The organism is Caballeronia sp. S22 (assembly GCF_964261745.1).
Lineage (GTDB): Bacteria > Pseudomonadota > Gammaproteobacteria > Burkholderiales > Burkholderiaceae > Caballeronia > Caballeronia jiangsuensis.
In genome coordinates this window covers 1743680-1759235 of record NZ_OZ180035.1, presented here as the reverse complement: position 1 = coordinate 1759235, position 15556 = coordinate 1743680, and the positions used below count along the sequence as shown (strand labels likewise).

Here is a 15556-nt window from a genome sequence, read left to right as displayed (position 1 = left end):
ATGATCGCTGATGCGCGAACGGAACGATCAGGCAAGCACGCTTACTTGATCACCGCCTTGCTTCGCAGACCTTCTTCGAATGCCTGCAGCTTTTCCTGCTGAATCTGCTGCGCGATCTGCGTCTTGACCTGATCGAGCGGCGGCGGGGCGATTTCGCGCGAATCGTCCAGGCGGATCACGTGCCAGCCGAACTGCGTCTTCACCGGCTCCGGCGTGACTTCGCCCTTCTTCAGCTTCTCCGCGGCGGCGCCGAATTCCGGCACATAAGCCGAAGGCGACGACCAGTCCAGATCGCCGCCGTTCTTGCCCGATCCCGGGTCTTTCGAATATTGCTTGGCGAGATCCTCGAAGCTCGCGCCGGCCTTGATCTTCGCGATCAGATCCTTCGCCTGCGCTTCGTCCGCGACGAGGATGTGATGCAGATGCAGTTCCTTGCCGCCACCGTTCTGCTTGACGAGCTGGTCGTAGCGCGCCTTGATCTCGGCGTCGGTCGGCGTGTTCTTCTTCACGAAGTCTTCGATCAGCGCGCGCAGCACGACGGTCTGCTGCGCCACGGCGACCTGCGCCTTCACGTCGGGACGCGTCGCGACGCCTTCACGCGCGGCTTCCTGCATCAGGATTTCGCGGTTGATGAGTTCTTCGCGTACGGCCTGCTGAAGTTGCGGCGAGTCCTGCTGACCCTGCGCGACGAGCTGCTTCACGAGCGCATCGGCGCGCGACGTGGGAATCGGCGTGCCGTTGACGACGGCGACGTTTTGCGCAAAGGCGGGCGCAGCCGCGAACGCAGCCAGCAACACCCAGACGCGGGTTTTTTTCAAAGTCATCGGAGGTTCCTAACTGAGCAAACAGACGCCTTCAAAGGCGAATTTAAGAGGCAAAGCTTTGTGATGAAGCGCGCGCGCGTCTATTCGAATTGTTCTGCGAACTCCTGCGGCGTGTAAGCCCGGATCGCGAGCGCGTGCACGCCGCGCCGCATTTCCTCAGCCAGCGCATCATACACCAGCCGATGCCGCGCCACGCGCGCCTTGCCGGCGAAGCACGCCGCGACGATCGTCACCGTGTAGTGGCTGCCGGCCGCAGCACCCGCATGGCCCGCGTGCGCGGCGCTGTCGTCGTCGATATGCACCGACTGCGCTTGCAGCGCCTCGTTCAGACGCGCTTCGAGATGCGCGATCTTGTCCGCCGCCGACGCGCTCATGAAATCGAACGATGCGTTCATTGTCCGTCCTCCTTCATGTGTTTCGCGAGCCAGAAACTCTGCGCGACGATGAACAAAACGAGACAGCCCGTCGCGCCGAAGAGCTTGAAGTTGACCCACTGATCCGTCGTGTAGTTATACGCGACGAAGAGGTTCACGATGCCGAGCAGCGCGAAGAACACGGCCCACGCGACGTTCAATTGTCCCCACACGCGATGCGGCAGCACGATCTGCTTGCCCATCATCGCTTCGATCAGATTTTTTCTGAAGCCGATCTGCGCGACGATCAGCGCGAACGCGAACAGCCAGTAGAGCGCTGTCGGCTTCCATTTGATGAAGGTGTCGTTATGCAGCACGAGCGTCGCGCCGCCGAACACGACGACGACGCCGAGGCTCACCCACAGCATCGGATCGACCTTGCGATGACGGAACGCGACCCAGGCGATCTGCACGAGCGTCGCCGCGATCGCAACCGCCGTCGCGGTATAGATGCCCCAGACCTTGAAAGCGACGAAAAAGAGAATGATCGGAAACAGATCGAACAGAAATTTCATTGGCGTCCGGACGTGATGGGCATCGGATGGATGCGAGGCGCGCGAGGGAAGAACGCCCGCTCGAACGGAGCGGGCGTCGGTACGGCGTGGCACGGTCGCTCCCCGAGCGAGGGTGCCGGGCTCGCGCTTACTTGGGTTCGAATTGTAGCGCAGCCGAGTTGATGCAATACCGCAGGCCGGTCGGCGCGGGGCCGTCCTCGAATACATGGCCGAGATGCGCGCCGCAGTTCATGCACAGCACTTCGATGCGCAGCATGCCGTGCGTGCGGTCGGTTTTCTCCTGGATCACTTCGCCGTTGATCGGCTTGAAGTAACTGGGCCAGCCGCAACCAGCGTCGAATTTCGTGGCGGATTCGAAAAGCGGCGTGCCGCAGCACACGCAATCGTAGACGCCGCGCTCGTCGTGATCCCAGTATTTGCCGGTGAACGGGCGCTCGGTCACGGCGTGGCGCGTGACCTGATACTGCATGTCGTCCAGTTCACGGCGGTAGGTGGCGTCGTCTTTCTGCAGCGGATAGTTCGTCGGGGTGTCTTCTCTGCTCATCTCTCGTTCCTTTGGTCTGGCCGGGAAGGCCTTGTATATGAGGGCGATCCTACGAAGAACAACTGACTTCGAGGTCGCTCGCCCAGTTGGGCGGCAGGCCGGCATAAGCCTCGTATTGCGGCTGTTCGTCATACGGATGGCGCAGCACGTCCAGGAGGCGCTCCACTTCTGAAAAGTCCTTCTCGGCCGCCCGGCGGATCGCTTGTTCGGCCAGATGATTGCGCAGCACGTACTTCGGATTCACGCGATTCATCGCCGTGGCGCGCGCGGCGTCGTCGCGCGGCTCGTGCGCCAGGCGCTCGCGATACTGCACGGCCCACGCATCGAAGGCGGCGCGGTCGAGGAACAGATCGCGAACCGGTGCATCCTGGCTCGCGTCGGATTTCGAGAGCTTCGACAAGTTCCGGAACGTGAGCGTGAAGTCCGCGCGATTCGCATGCATGATTTCGAAGAGACCGTTGGCGAGCTTGTCGTCGCCGTCGCGCTCGATTTCGAGGCCGAGCTTCGCGCGCATCGTCGCGACGAGCGCGGGCCCGAAGCGATCCTTGTATCGCTCCATCACTTTCTGCGCCTCTTCGACCACGCGTTCGGCGCGTCCTTCCTCGGGCAGATTCCCGCCGAAGAGCGGCACGAGCGCCTGCGCGAGACAGAAGAGGTTCCAGTATCCGACCTGCGGCTGGCGGCCATAGGAATAGCGTCCCTGCGTATCCGAGTGATTGCAGACGTGATGCGCGTTGAAGGCGTCCATGAAGCCGAACGGACCGTAGTCGATCGTGAGGCCGAGAATCGACATGTTGTCGGTGTTCATCACGCCGTGGCAGAAGCCCACGCCTTGCCATTGCGCCATCAGATCGGCGGTGGAGCGCACGGCTTCGTCGAGCAGCGCGAGATAGGGGTCGTCGGCGTCGCGGCAGTGCGGATAAAAGCGGTCGATCACGTGATCGGCGAGCGTGCGCAGATCGTCGATGCGGTCGTTCGCATAGAAGTGCTCGAAGTGGCCGAACCGCACGAAGCTCGGCGATACGCGCGTGACGATCGCCGCCGTTTCGATGGTCTCGCGGCGCACCGGCAGATCCGAGCCGATGACGGCGAGCGCGCGCGTCGTCGGAATGCCGAGATGGTGCATCGCTTCCGAGCACAGAAACTCGCGGATCGACGAACGCAGCACCGCGCGGCCGTCGCCCATGCGCGAGTAGGGCGTGCGTCCTGCGCCCTTCAGTTGCACTTCGAGGCGCTCGCCATCGTGCTGGACCTCGCCCAGGGTAAGCGCGCGGCCATCGCCCAGTTGACCCGCCCACACGCCGAATTGATGCCCTGAATACACGGCGGCATAGGGCAGCGAATCGCTCGCCCAGTCGCGTGTCGGATTGCCGGCCAAGTACGCGGCGAATGCATCCTTTTCGGGGCCGGTGGCGACTTGCGGATCGAAACCGAGCGTTTCGGCCATCTCGCGCGAAAGCCCGACGAGATACGGATCGGGCACCGGCGCGGCGGGAAGACGCGTGAGAAAAGCGCTGCCGAGCGCGGCGAACGAACCGGGCTCGCCGACGCGGATCGCGCCGGCGATTTCGCTCATGGAACGCGCGTCGGCGGGCGTCTCGTCGCGCGTCGCGCGTACGGCATTGCTTGGGGAAAACGACATATTGAGCGCCTCTGAGTTAAACGATATTGTAATTCCGCGCCCGCGGGCCTGCAGGAGCGTGGCCCGGCCATCCGATCAGCATCCGACAGATTCGAGGACCCCGCCTATGACGTCGCCGCTCTACGGCCAGATGATGGAAGTACCGCTGCTCGCGTCGTCCCTGCTGTCCCATGCCTCGCGCCACTTCGGCGATAACGAGATCGTGTCGCGCCGCATCGAAGGCGACATCCACCGCTACACGTACCGCGATTGCGAGAAGCGCGCGAAGCAGCTTGCGCAGGCGCTGAGCGCGCTCGGCGTCGAGCAGGGCGAGCGCATCGGCACGCTTGCATGGAACGGCTACAGACATCTGGAGTGCTATTACGGCGTGAGCGGCATGGGCGCCGTTTGCCACACGATCAATCCGCGTCTCTTTCCCGACCAGATCGCGTTCATCATCGATCACGCCGACGATTCCTATGTCTGCTTCGACATGACCTTCGGCCCGCTCGTCGAACTCATCGCGCCGCAGTGTCCGAACGTGAAAGGCTGGATCGCGCTCGGCGATGCCGCATGCATCCGCGAGCATCTGTCGGACATGAGCGTGCCGGTGATGAGCTACGAGAGCCTCATCGGCGAGCATGACGGCGACTACGAATGGCCGATGCTCGACGAGCGCCAGGCCTCGTTTCTCTGCTACACGTCGGGCACGACCGGCAATCCGAAGGGCGCGCTGTACTCGCATCGATCGACGGTGCTGCACGCCTACGGAGCGTCGCTGCCCGATGCGATGGGCGCGTCGTCGAGCGATGCGATTCTGCCTGTCGTGCCCATGTTCCATGTCAACGCGTGGGGCATTCCGCATGCGGGGCCGCTCGTCGGCGCGAAACTCGTGTTCCCCGGCAAGGACCTCGACGGCAAATCGCTCTACGAGCTGATGGAGGCGGAAGGCGTCACGTATTCCGCGGGCGTGCCGACTGTCTGGATGGCCTTGCTCACCTACATGAAGCAGCAGAACGTGCGGTTTTCGACGTTGAAGCGCACGGTGATCGGCGGCTCCGCGTGTCCGCCCGCGATGCTGCGCATCTTCGAGGAAGAGTACGGCGTGCAGGTGATCCACGCGTGGGGCATGACGGAGATGTCGCCGCTCGGCACGTTGGCCCGCCTGAACTTCAGGCAGAAGCAGCGTCCGCTCGAAGAGCAGCGCCGCTCGCTCGAGAAGCAGGGGCACACGCTCTTCGGCGTCGATATGAAAGTCGTCGGCGACGACGGTGCCGAGCTGCCTTGGGACGGAAAGTCCTTCGGCGATCTGTATGTGCGCGGGCCGTGGGTCATCGACCGCTATTTCCGTCGCGACGACTCGCCGCTCGTCGACGGCTGGTTCCCGACGGGCGATGTCGCGACCATCGATCCGGACGGCTTCATGCAGATCACCGATCGCAGCAAGGACGTCATCAAGTCCGGCGGCGAATGGATCAGCTCGATCGAACTGGAAAATATCGCGGTGTCGCATCCGCAGGTGGCGGAGGCCGCGTGCATCGCGTGTTCGCATCCGAAATGGACGGAGCGGCCGTTGATCGTGGCGGTGCTCAAGCCTGACGCTACCGTCACGCGCGAGGAACTGCTCGCGCATTTCGAGGGCAAGGTCGTGAAGTGGTGGATTCCGGACGATGTCGTGTTCGCCGAGTCTTTGCCGCACACCGCGACCGGCAAGCTGCAGAAGCTGCGTCTGCGCGAGCAGTATCGCGATCACGTTCTGCCGGCGTCCGCCTAAGTCACGTCGGTACGTTTGAAGCTTCGCTGAATTCGGGTGAATGCGCGGTAAGGGCGCCAATCAGGCGCTCTGACTGCGCTCTCGCAGCATCCCTTTCAGCCACCGACAAAATACCCGTGCCATCTGCACATGTCGGCTCCGCGAATTGACGTACGCCACGTACATGGCCCCCGACGCCACTATTTCCTGATCGGCCAAAATCAGTGTCCCTGTCTGCAAATGGTCCTGCACGACAATACGCGGCACGATCAGAAGGCCGTTGCCACCGATTGCAGCAGCCACGGCGAGAAACAGGTGATCGTACACAGCGTGGACCTGGAGCGATTCGACCGGGATGTTCTTGGCCAATGCCCAGACGGCAATGGTGTCCGGTCGCGACCGCGATGCTATCAGCGGCCACCGATACAGCGCCTTTGAACGATGCGCTGACTGCATGGACGGCGAACAAACGCAAACGAGTTCTTCCTGGATGAGTTCCCAACTCTCCGTGTCCGGAAGGCTGAGATCTCTCGTTATCAAGACGTCGAACTGCTCGCGTGGCTGAGGCGGTGAGAGAGACGTGACAAGGTCGATCTGCACGGGATGACTGATCGTGAAAGCGCCCAACGCGGGAATCACAACCGTCATTGCAAAGCTTGGCATAGACGTTCTTACGGTGATTCGGTCATGCTCCTGCTGACCCTGCATGAGCTGCAAGGTAGCGAGTTCAATCGTCGAGACCGCATCTTTAACCGCGTCGTGAAACTGAGCGCCTGAGGGTGTCAGCGTCAACTGGGGGCCCCGACGCTCGAACAGCGAACATCTCACCAGCGCCTCAAGCGTTGCAATGTGACGACTGACGGCACTCTGCGTGATGCCCAACGCTTCCGCCGCGCGCGTGAAATTCCCATGCCTGCCGACCGTTACGAAAACACGTATCGCAGTCAAGGGCAGCGTCGATTTCGGCACCATAACAAAAACTCATGCTAGCAGGAGTGGATCATATAACCGTCATTTTTACGATGATATCTTTTTTCCATCGTAACCAGGTTTTAAAGCTGCACCACGCCATCGTGCCAAGGGGATAACAATGTTGAAGCGGGTTCAATTAGCATGCATTTCAATCATGATAGGGCCTTTGTTGCAGCATCCGGCACAGGCAGCTGATGTCGTGCTGTATTCATCTAACGACGTTGAAACAGTCGCCAAGGTTGTCGAGCAATTTGAAAAGCAGAATCCCGCCATCAAAGTTTCGGTTGTTCGTGCCGGGACAGGAGCGCTGATGCAGCGGATCAAAGCCGAAGCGGCTAACCCGCTTGGCGATATCTTTTGGTCGGGAGGAATCTCGACGATCAGCGCTTTTCAGGATCAGTTCCAGCCCTATAACTCCCCGGAGGAGAGCGCGGTTCCAGCGCAGTATCGAAGCAAGCAAGGTCTGTGGCTTGGAACCAATACGCACGTGTCTGTGCTCATGGCCAATCTTCGCCAGGCGCCGGGCGGGCAAGCACCGAAAGGCTGGAACGACCTTGCAGACCCAAAATGGAAAGGGAAAATTGTTATCCCCGATCCGCAATTCAGCAGCGCCTCGTATGTCGCCCTTTATGGGCTGAGTAAGTTGGTTTCGCCTGGCGTATACGCGCAGATCATTCGCAACGCAGTCATCGTCGGCACGACATCGGCCGCGTACCAGGGTGTCGCCAATGGAGAGTTTGCTATAGCGGTGACTATGGAATACGCCGCGTACCAGTATGTTGCCGGTCAACTCGACAGCGTGAAACTGGTCTATCCCGCTGAAGGCACTTTCCTTTCACCGGAAGGCATGGCGCTCATCCGCGGTGGAAAACACCCATCGGAAGCTCGAAAACTTTTCGATTTCCTCGCGTCGAAGCCGGTTCAGACAGAGATCTTCAAAAGCGCGTTCCGGCGGCCGCTGCGGACCGATATCGACGTGAGCAAGATGTCTGCGCTTCCGGCGCTCGACAATATCAAGGTTATCGCGCTCGACGCCAGTCAGATGGAAGCAGCGCGCGCGGAATTCCTCTCGCAGTGGCGCCAGATTGTGGCCTCCAAGTAACGGGCGACGAGGAACCGATATGCAGGTTTCATTTGAAAAAATCGATCAGAGCTACGGACGACAGATGCTGTTTCGTTCACTCGACCTGGTCATTCCGAGCGGCCAGTTTTTCACGCTGCTCGGCCCATCGGGCTGCGGCAAGACCACCTTGCTGCGAATGCTTGCCGGATTTGTACGGCCCGACCGTGGACGTGTTCTTTTCGGCAACGAGAACGTCACGTCAATTCCGGTGCACCGACGGGGCGTGGGCATCGTGTTTCAGGACTACGCACTTTTCCCGGATCGGTCGGTGATGGCGAATGTCTCATACGGGCTGCTGGCCCGCGGTATGGCGAGGCAGGAAGCGTTTGAGCGATCGGCTTCGATGCTCGAGCGCGTTGGACTTGGCGCCTTTCTCGATCGCGCTCCGGCCGCACTGTCCGGTGGCCAACGGCAACGGGTGGCGATGGCTCGCGCTCTTGTCATCGAACCAAAAGTATTGCTGCTCGACGAACCACTGTCAGCGCTCGACGTAAAACTGCGCGTTGAACTGCGTTCGATGATTCGCACCTTGCAGATCGAAGCGGGGATAACGACAGTGTTCGTGACTCACGACCAGGAGGAAGCGCTCGCCGTGTCGGATCAGATCGCTGTCATGAATCGCGGCGAGATCGTGCAGATCGGATCACCACTGGGAATTTACACACGCCCTCGCACCGCATTCGCGGCCGACTTTGTGGGCGGCGCCAACGTTATCCCGATCATTCAGGAGTTGGCCGCCCGCAGCGATGGTCTGCGACGGATGGAAACGCCAGCAGGCATTCTGCTCACAAGAAGCGATGCGCATGTTCCAGACGGCGCTTCGCTGGCGGTCCGTGGAGCGGATATTTCCATCGCTGACGCTTCGCCCGTAAAGGACGGGGAAATAGCCGGATCAATCGTTCAGGTCGAATATCGCGGTCACACGGTTGGGTACTCCGTCCAGACGAGTATCGGACCGATCCGCGTCGATGCCTCCGCTTCACAGGGTACGCGGCTTCGATCGAGGGGAGAACCTGTTGTGTTGAGAGTGCCGCACTCTTCGCATATCGTGGAGGGAACGCTATGTTAGGCAGCCTCCGGCGCGATCCCGTATGGCTCGCGCTAGCCGTTCTCTCAATTGCCTTGTTGTGCGCGTTTTTGCTATGGCCGTTAGGCACGATGCTCGGCAAGTCTCTGATCGACTCTAGTGGCGCTGCTGACTTCAGCGGTTATGTGCGTTTTTTTTCTGAGCGTGGGTATCGCGAAGCGCTATTCAACACACTGATCCTAGGGGGTGCCGTAACCGTCTCTTCGATGCTGATCGGCGGAGGACTCGCAATCGTTGTTGCGCGTTGCGCATTCCCTCTGGCGGGACTGGTTTCCGCGCTGCCATTCATCACGCTCGTGGTGCCCGATGTCGTGGTGGCCGCGGCCTGGGTATTGATCCTGGGCAAGCAAGGGGTGGTGAATATGGTGCTAACGCCGACAGGACTCCAGGTGCCGTCATTGTATTCGTGGTGGGGTCTCGTATTTGTGATGACCCTAAACAACTACGTCTATGCGTTTGTAGCGGTCTTCGTCGGACTGAAGTCGATGGATCGCAATCTGGAAGAAGCTGCGCTTAGCCTTGGTCGGCCGATGAGCCGAGTGCTGTCGGGTGTCACCTTGCCGATGCTGCTGCCCTCGGTATTCGCCGGTGCAATGATTGTCTTTACGCACGTCATCGGCAGCTTTGGTGTTCCGGCCATCATCGGCGCGCGGACGCCTGTTCTCGCAGTGAAGGCATACAACGAGTTTGTCAGCGAAATGGGCGGCAGTGCGCAGATGCAGACCACGATGGCGTCGTTGCTCGTGTCGTTGGGAGCCGGCGCTCTGCTGTTTCAAAAAATCGTAGTCGAGCGACGACAGTTTCAGATGGAATCCGGGCGGACACCGGCATCCTCCAGGATATCGGGTTGGCACGCCGTGGCAGCGACGTCCAGTGTGTCGCTGGTAGTCGTCATGTCGCTGCTACCGGCGCTCGTTGTCGTTGTGACTGCGTTCACGCCGTCGATCGGTCCAGTACTGAGGTATGGCAGCTTCACGCTGGACAACTTGACGCATGTTTTGTTTCAAGCGCCAGAGCCGCTCTATCGCTCGCTATTCCTTGCAACGATCGCCACCGTCGCCGGGACATGTTTCTCAATTGCCGCCGCCTATCTCATCGTGAAGCGGCGTTCGGCGCTCTCGCATACGCTGGACGTCCTCGTCACGCTTCCTCTGACCGTCGCCGGTACGGTTATGGGGATCGCCTTGACGAATACCTTTGGCAGCGGCTGGCTTGTCCTGACTGGAAGCTGGGTCATCATGGCGCTCGCCTACTTCTTGCGAAAAGTGCCGACGAGCGTGCGCGCTGCAATCGGCCCACTTCATAACCTGAAGGACTCGATCGAGGAAGCGTCGATGAGTCTTGGGGTTAGCCCGATCAAGAGCTTCTTCAAAGTCGTTCTGCCTGTCATTGGCCCATCGGTCGCGGCTGCCGCCGTTCTGATGTGGGTCACGACATTGTCCGAACTGTCGGCGACGATCGTGCTGTATTTCGGCGGTATGAGCACGATGCCGATCGAAATCTTCCAGCAGGTCGACAGTGACCGTCTGGCGCTCGCCTGCGCGTACAGCCTCTTGCTTCTGCTCTCCATCTTTGTGCCGCTTGCGGTGGCCAAATGGAAACTTCGCCTCAAAATAGGAACGATCGAATGACCGCAATCGAAACGACACTTCTGGCAAATCGGGTCCTCGGCGCCAAACCCTCCGCCACCAAGGAAATGACCCGCCTTGCGAATCAGTTGAAACGCGAAGGCGCGGACGTAATCGCGCTCAGTCAGGGCGAACCGGATTTCCCGACGCCAGAGCACGTTCGCGAGGCTGCCAAACTTGCGATCGATCGCAATGAATCGCGTTATACGGATGTCGCCGGTACGCTCGAACTTCGCGAGGTCGTGGTACGCAAATTCCAGCGCGACAACGGGCTCGACTATCGACCGGAGCAGATCCAGGTAGGGTGCGGTGCCAAGCAATTGCTGTATAACGCGCTTCAGGCCACGATCAATCCCGGCGACGAAGTCGTTATTCCGACTCCCGCGTGGGTGTCCTACCCGGAGATGGTGCTGCTTGCCGGGGGTCGTCCAATCATTGTCCGCTGTGGCGCCGCCAGCGGCTTCAAAATCACGCCAGCGCAACTCGAAGAGTCGATCACGCCGCGCACGAAATGGCTGATGCTGAATTCTCCGTCGAATCCAAGCGGTGCAGTCTATAGCGCCGAAGAACTCTCCGCGTTAGGAGAGGTGCTTCTGCGACATCCGAACGTTTGGGTGATGGCCGACGACATCTACGAAAAAATCCGTTACGACGATTCGGCCTTCGCCACGCCGGCCGCCGTGACCCCCGAATTGGCTTCTCGCACGCTGACAATCAACGGAGTGTCCAAGGCATACGCGATGACTGGCTGGCGGGTAGGGTTCGGAGCAGGACCTACCGAGCTCATCAAGGCGATGAATCTCGTTCAGTCGCAATCCACGTCTCATACCAGTTCGATCAGTCAGGCGGCATCGATTGCCGCGCTGGATGGTCCGATGGACTTCCTAGACGGTTTTGTCGAACAGTTTCGCAAGCGCCGTGACAACGTCGTCGATACTTTGCGTGGGATCAAAGGCCTGACATGCGATCTTCCGCCCGGCGCCTTCTACGCTTTTCCTGGTTGTGTCGGTCTGCTCGGCACCCGTGATGAATCTGCAAATCTGATCGCGACCGATATCGATCTTGCGATGTACATCCTTCGGACAGCCGGCGTTGCGGTTGTACCCGGCACGGCCTTTGAACTGCCGGGCCACTTTCGCATCTCGTATGCTGCGTCCGACGCCGAGTTGCGCGAAGCAATGAGCCGCATCGCCCGAGCCTGTTCCGCGCTGCGTTAAGTCACGCCGTCAAAGCTCCCGACAACCTTGAAGTTACCATAGGATACCTAAATGACAAAGAATGAATTCCTGCGTGAAACACTTAACCAAGGCAGGCTTTTCACGGCGATGGCGGCACATAATCCATTGTCTGCCAAGCTGGCCGAGCAGGCTGGTTTCGATGGTATATGGGGTAGCGGCTTCGAGCTTGCGGCGAGCTATGCGGTCCCCGATGCGAACATTCTTTCGTTCGGCACACATCTGGAGATGATGCGCGCCATCGCTTCGGTTACCTCGATTCCTCTTATTGCCGACATCGATACCGGTTTCGGCAATGCCGTCAACGTCCGATACGTCGTACCTCAGTACGAAGCGGCCGGGGCGTCGGCGATCGTGATGGAGGACAAGACATTTCCCAAGGATACGAGTTTGCGCGCGGAAGGGCGGCAAGAACTCGTCCGCATCGAGGAGTTTCAGGGAAAGGTCGCAGCCGCTGTGGCGGGACGACATGATCCTGACTTCGTGATCATTGCGCGCACCGAAGCGCTGATCGCGGGGCAAGGGCAGGACGAAGCGCTGCGCCGCGCCGCCGCATACGAAGAAGCTGGCGCCGATGCAATCCTGATCCACTCGAAGCAGAAGACACCCGACGAAGTACTCGCCTTCATCAATGCGTGGAACGGCCGCGTGCCACTGGTACTTGTTCCGACTGCATATCCTGAACTGACTGAATCAGATATCAAGGCACTTCGCAAGGTCGGTATCGTCATCTACGGAAATCATGCGATCCGTGCAGCTGTGGGAGCGATGCAAACCGTCTTTGCAAAGATACGGCGAGAGGAAGGAATTCGCGAAGTCGATAAAACGTTACCGTCCGTCCAGGAAATCATTAGTCTTCAGGGCGACGCGCACATGGGCGATATCGAAGCGAAATTCCTTCGCTGAACACGGTTGGCAAGCGCGCGCCGGATTGCCGGCAAAACCACGGTAGGCGCGCGATTCATCTATTGCGAGGAACAGAATGGCGATCGACGTTTTTTCGTTTCACGGTGGCCGGGTCACGAGTCCAACCACCACGCTCTGTGATCGCGCGGATGGTGGCCACCTCATTGTCTACCCGTCTCAATCGGTCTGGGAGCGAAGCGAACTCGCCCCGCTCGATTTGTATCATTGGTCATGCCTTGTCGCAGCGACCGGCCGCGCGATGCTCCAGGTCTTGCCTCAACTCGACGGCGGGTGCGTGAATTACTGGGAAGCGGGAAATTGGTCGCTGAACGACAGCGCAGACCCTGCGGGACCCAAGAACGTAGCGGAGTATCGCAGAGTGCATCATCACATTTTCGGCAGAAGCCGGAACGCGCTCAGTGATGACTGGAAATGGGGCGAGGCTCCGAAGTTTCCGGACTTCGCGAAGAAGAAACAATGGGCATGCAACCGCAATCCACTCAACGGCGATGAGCGTGAAGCCATAGCGCGGCGCGTCGGTGAAATCTTGCGTGAGAGCTATGGGCTATAAGTTCGGCAAGCTCTTCGCTGCTCACCCGGAAGCCCATCGGATGTCCTGGGCGCTGAAGGGGGCCGATCATGTCGCATACAGTGGAGACGCGACGAAAAACTCGGTCTAGCGCAGTCGCGCTCGTCGAAGCTCCGGTCCGCTCGCGCGGAGCCGGGGCTTCGTCGTATTCGGCGTCTGCATGACACTAGGCAATCATATTAATTGAACGGTCGTGCTTTTTTGTGTATTCTGCACCCATCGCCCACAATTAATCTGATATCCGGTCGACAGGAGACGCTCATGGCAGTGGACTACACGAACCGCGGCGGCATCGCGGTCATTACCCTCGATAACCCGCCGGTCAACGGGCTCGGGCATTCGACGCGCGCGGGCATCGTAGAAGGCATCGAACGCGCCAACGATGACGACGACGTGCGCGCCATCGTCATCATCGGCGCGGGCAAGGCATTTTCGGGCGGCGCGGACATCACCGAATTCAATACGCCGAAAGCCACGCAAGAGCCCACGCTCATGACCGTGATCAAGGCGCTGGAAGAGAGCGCGAAGCCGGTGGTCGCAGCGATCCACGCGGTCGCGATGGGCGGCGGTCTCGAACTCGCGCTCGGCGCGCACTACCGCATCGCCGCGCCCGGCGCGCAGATCGCGCTGCCGGAAGTGAAGCTCGGCCTGCTGCCCGGCGCGGGCGGCACGCAGCGCCTGCCGCGCGTGGTCGGGCTGGAAACGGCATTGAACATGATCGTTTCGGGTGCGCCGGTGCCGTCGGAAACGCTCGCGCAGACCGCGCTTTTCGACGAACTCGTCGAAGGCGATCTGCTGACCCGCGCGCTGTCGTTCGCGAGCAAGGCGGCGGATTGGGGCGGTCCGCATCCGAAAGTGCGCGACCGCGAGATCGAGCACCTGAACGCCGAAGGTTTCATCCAGTTCGCGAGGAACGGCGTCGCGGCGGTCGCTAAACAATTCCCGGCACCGCACAAGTGCATCGACGCGGTAGAAAAAGGCGTGAAGGAAGGTTTCGAGCGTGGCCTCGCATTCGAACGCGAATGTTTTCTCGCGCTCGTGCAGACACCCGAGAGCCGCGCGCTGCGGCATGCGTTTTTCGGCGAGCGCGCGGCCGCCAAGATCGCCGATGTGCCGTCGAATACGCCCGCCAGGACCATCGCGCAAATCGGCGTGATCGGCGCGGGCACGATGGGCGGCGGCATCGCGATGAACTTCCTCAACGCGGGCTTGCCCGTCGTGCTGCTCGAAACGAAGCAGGAGGCGATCGATCGCGGGCTCGCCACGATCCGACGCAACTACGAAGCCCAGGTCAAAAAGGGCAAGCTCACGCAGGAGAAGGTCGAAGCGCGCATGGCGCTGATTCAGCCGACGCTGTCGTTCTCCGATCTGGCGAACGCGGATCTGATCATCGAAGCCGTGTTCGAGGAACTGGGCGTGAAGGAGCAGGTGTTCCGCCAGCTCGATGAAATCGCGAAGCCCGGCGCGATCCTCGCATCGAACACCTCGACGCTCGATCTGAACCGGATCGCCGCGTTCACGAAGCGTCCCGGCGATGTCATCGGCATGCACTTCTTCAGCCCCGCGAACGTGATGAAGCTGCTCGAAGTCGTGCGCGGCGAGAAGACGGACAAGGACGTGCTCGCCACCGTCATGCAGCTCGCGAAGAAGATCAAGAAGACGGCGGTGGTGTCGGGCGTGTGCGACGGCTTCATCGGCAACCGGATGATCGAGCAGTACATCCGGCAAGCGCTTTTCATGCTGGAGGAAGGTGCGCTGCCCGCGCAGATCGATCGCGCGATCGAAAAATTCGGCTTCGCGATGGGCCCGTTCCGCATGAGCGATCTCGCGGGCAACGACATCGGCTGGGCGATCAGAAAGCGCCGCTATCGGGAGCAGCCTGATCTGCACTATTCGCGCGTCGCGGATCGCCTGTGCGAGACGGGCCGCTTCGGGCAGAAAACCGGCGCGGGCTGGTACGACTATCAGCCGGGCAGGCGCGACGCGGCGCCGTCGAAACTCGTCAACGACATGATCGTCGCGTATTCGAACGAGCGCGGCGTCGGGCGGCGCAAGATCGGCGACGAAGAGATCGTCGAGCGCCTCGTGCTCGCGCTCGTGAACGAAGGCGCGAAGATTCTCGCGGAAGGCATCGCCAGCAAGGCGTCGGATATCGACATGGTCTATCTGACGGGCTACGGCTTTCCGCTCTGGCGCGGCGGCCCGATGCTCTATGCGGACACCATCGGCCTCTACAACGTGGAGCGCGCGATGCGCAAGTACGCGAAGCAGGCCAACGGCGAAGCGTGGCAACCCGCCGCGCTCGTGACCCGGCTCGCGCAATCGAATGGACGCTTCAATGACTGA

At 60.6% G+C, this 15556-nt stretch carries 14 protein-coding genes; 8 read left to right on the top strand and 6 right to left on the bottom strand.

What is annotated here, in order from left to right; genetic code table 11:
- Positions 1 to 41: 41 nt before the first annotated feature.
- The 5 genes from ACEN42_RS08235 to ACEN42_RS08215 all read right to left on the bottom strand — a co-directional run bounded on the left by ACEN42_RS08235 (position 42) and on the right by ACEN42_RS08215 (position 3938).
- On the bottom strand, positions 42 to 824 hold the full coding sequence (locus ACEN42_RS08235; RefSeq protein WP_187604778.1) for a peptidylprolyl isomerase: 783 nt from the start codon (positions 822 to 824) through the stop codon (positions 42 to 44).
- Positions 825 to 904: 80 nt separating this feature from the next.
- The gene (locus ACEN42_RS08230) at positions 905 to 1219 is read right to left on the bottom strand and encodes a BolA family protein (protein WP_371879679.1); all 315 of its coding nucleotides are present in this window, start codon (positions 1217 to 1219) and stop codon (positions 905 to 907) included.
- Positions 1216 to 1752, bottom strand: a complete 537-nt coding sequence (locus ACEN42_RS08225) for a septation protein A (protein WP_035498675.1) — start codon at positions 1750 to 1752, stop codon at positions 1216 to 1218. Before ACEN42_RS08225 ends, ACEN42_RS08230 begins: the two co-directional genes overlap by 4 nt.
- A gap of 127 nt (positions 1753 to 1879) precedes the next feature.
- Entirely contained in the window at positions 1880 to 2296 is a 417-nt protein-coding gene (gene msrB, locus ACEN42_RS08220; protein WP_371879678.1) for a peptide-methionine (R)-S-oxide reductase MsrB, read from the bottom strand.
- 49 nt (positions 2297 to 2345) lie between these two features.
- Entirely contained in the window at positions 2346 to 3938 is a 1593-nt protein-coding gene (locus ACEN42_RS08215) for a YdiU family protein (protein ID WP_371879677.1), read from the bottom strand.
- Positions 3939 to 4044: 106 nt separating this feature from the next.
- Between ACEN42_RS08215 and ACEN42_RS08210 the strand changes: the two genes are divergently transcribed.
- The gene (locus tag ACEN42_RS08210; RefSeq protein ID WP_371879676.1) at positions 4045 to 5691 is read left to right on the top strand and encodes a 3-(methylthio)propionyl-CoA ligase; all 1647 of its coding nucleotides are present in this window, start codon (positions 4045 to 4047) and stop codon (positions 5689 to 5691) included.
- Positions 5692 to 5751: 60 nt separating this feature from the next.
- Here ACEN42_RS08210 and ACEN42_RS08205 read toward each other — a convergent pair whose 3' ends face one another.
- Entirely contained in the window at positions 5752 to 6642 is an 891-nt protein-coding gene (locus tag ACEN42_RS08205; protein WP_371879675.1) for a LysR family transcriptional regulator, read from the bottom strand.
- A 118-nt stretch (positions 6643 to 6760) separates the two neighbouring features.
- Here ACEN42_RS08205 and ACEN42_RS08200 point away from each other — a divergent pair, with 118 nt between their 5' ends.
- The 7 genes from ACEN42_RS08200 (at position 6761) to ACEN42_RS08170 (ending at position 15556) form a co-directional block, all read left to right on the top strand.
- Complete coding sequence (locus ACEN42_RS08200) at positions 6761 to 7744, top strand: ABC transporter substrate-binding protein (RefSeq protein WP_238215673.1); 984 nt, start codon at positions 6761 to 6763, stop codon at positions 7742 to 7744.
- 19 nt (positions 7745 to 7763) lie between these two features.
- On the top strand, positions 7764 to 8834 hold the full coding sequence (locus ACEN42_RS08195; RefSeq protein ID WP_371879674.1) for an ABC transporter ATP-binding protein: 1071 nt from the start codon (positions 7764 to 7766) through the stop codon (positions 8832 to 8834).
- Positions 8828 to 10483 (top strand): ABC transporter permease, encoded by a 1656-nt coding sequence (locus tag ACEN42_RS08190; protein WP_371879673.1) that lies wholly within the window; start codon positions 8828 to 8830, stop codon positions 10481 to 10483. The genes ACEN42_RS08195 and ACEN42_RS08190 overlap by 7 nt, the downstream gene beginning before the upstream one ends.
- The gene (locus ACEN42_RS08185; RefSeq protein ID WP_371879672.1) at positions 10480 to 11697 is read left to right on the top strand and encodes a pyridoxal phosphate-dependent aminotransferase; all 1218 of its coding nucleotides are present in this window, start codon (positions 10480 to 10482) and stop codon (positions 11695 to 11697) included. The genes ACEN42_RS08190 and ACEN42_RS08185 overlap by 4 nt, the downstream gene beginning before the upstream one ends.
- A gap of 51 nt (positions 11698 to 11748) precedes the next feature.
- Positions 11749 to 12621 carry a phosphonopyruvate hydrolase gene (locus ACEN42_RS08180; RefSeq protein ID WP_187604769.1) on the top strand — a complete coding sequence of 291 codons (873 nt, stop codon included), beginning with the start codon at positions 11749 to 11751 and terminating at the stop codon, positions 12619 to 12621.
- Positions 12622 to 12697: 76 nt separating this feature from the next.
- The gene (locus ACEN42_RS08175) at positions 12698 to 13192 is read left to right on the top strand and encodes a hypothetical protein (RefSeq protein ID WP_371879671.1); all 495 of its coding nucleotides are present in this window, start codon (positions 12698 to 12700) and stop codon (positions 13190 to 13192) included.
- 279 nt (positions 13193 to 13471) lie between these two features.
- On the top strand, positions 13472 to 15556 hold the full coding sequence (locus ACEN42_RS08170; RefSeq protein WP_371879670.1) for a 3-hydroxyacyl-CoA dehydrogenase NAD-binding domain-containing protein: 2085 nt from the start codon (positions 13472 to 13474) through the stop codon (positions 15554 to 15556).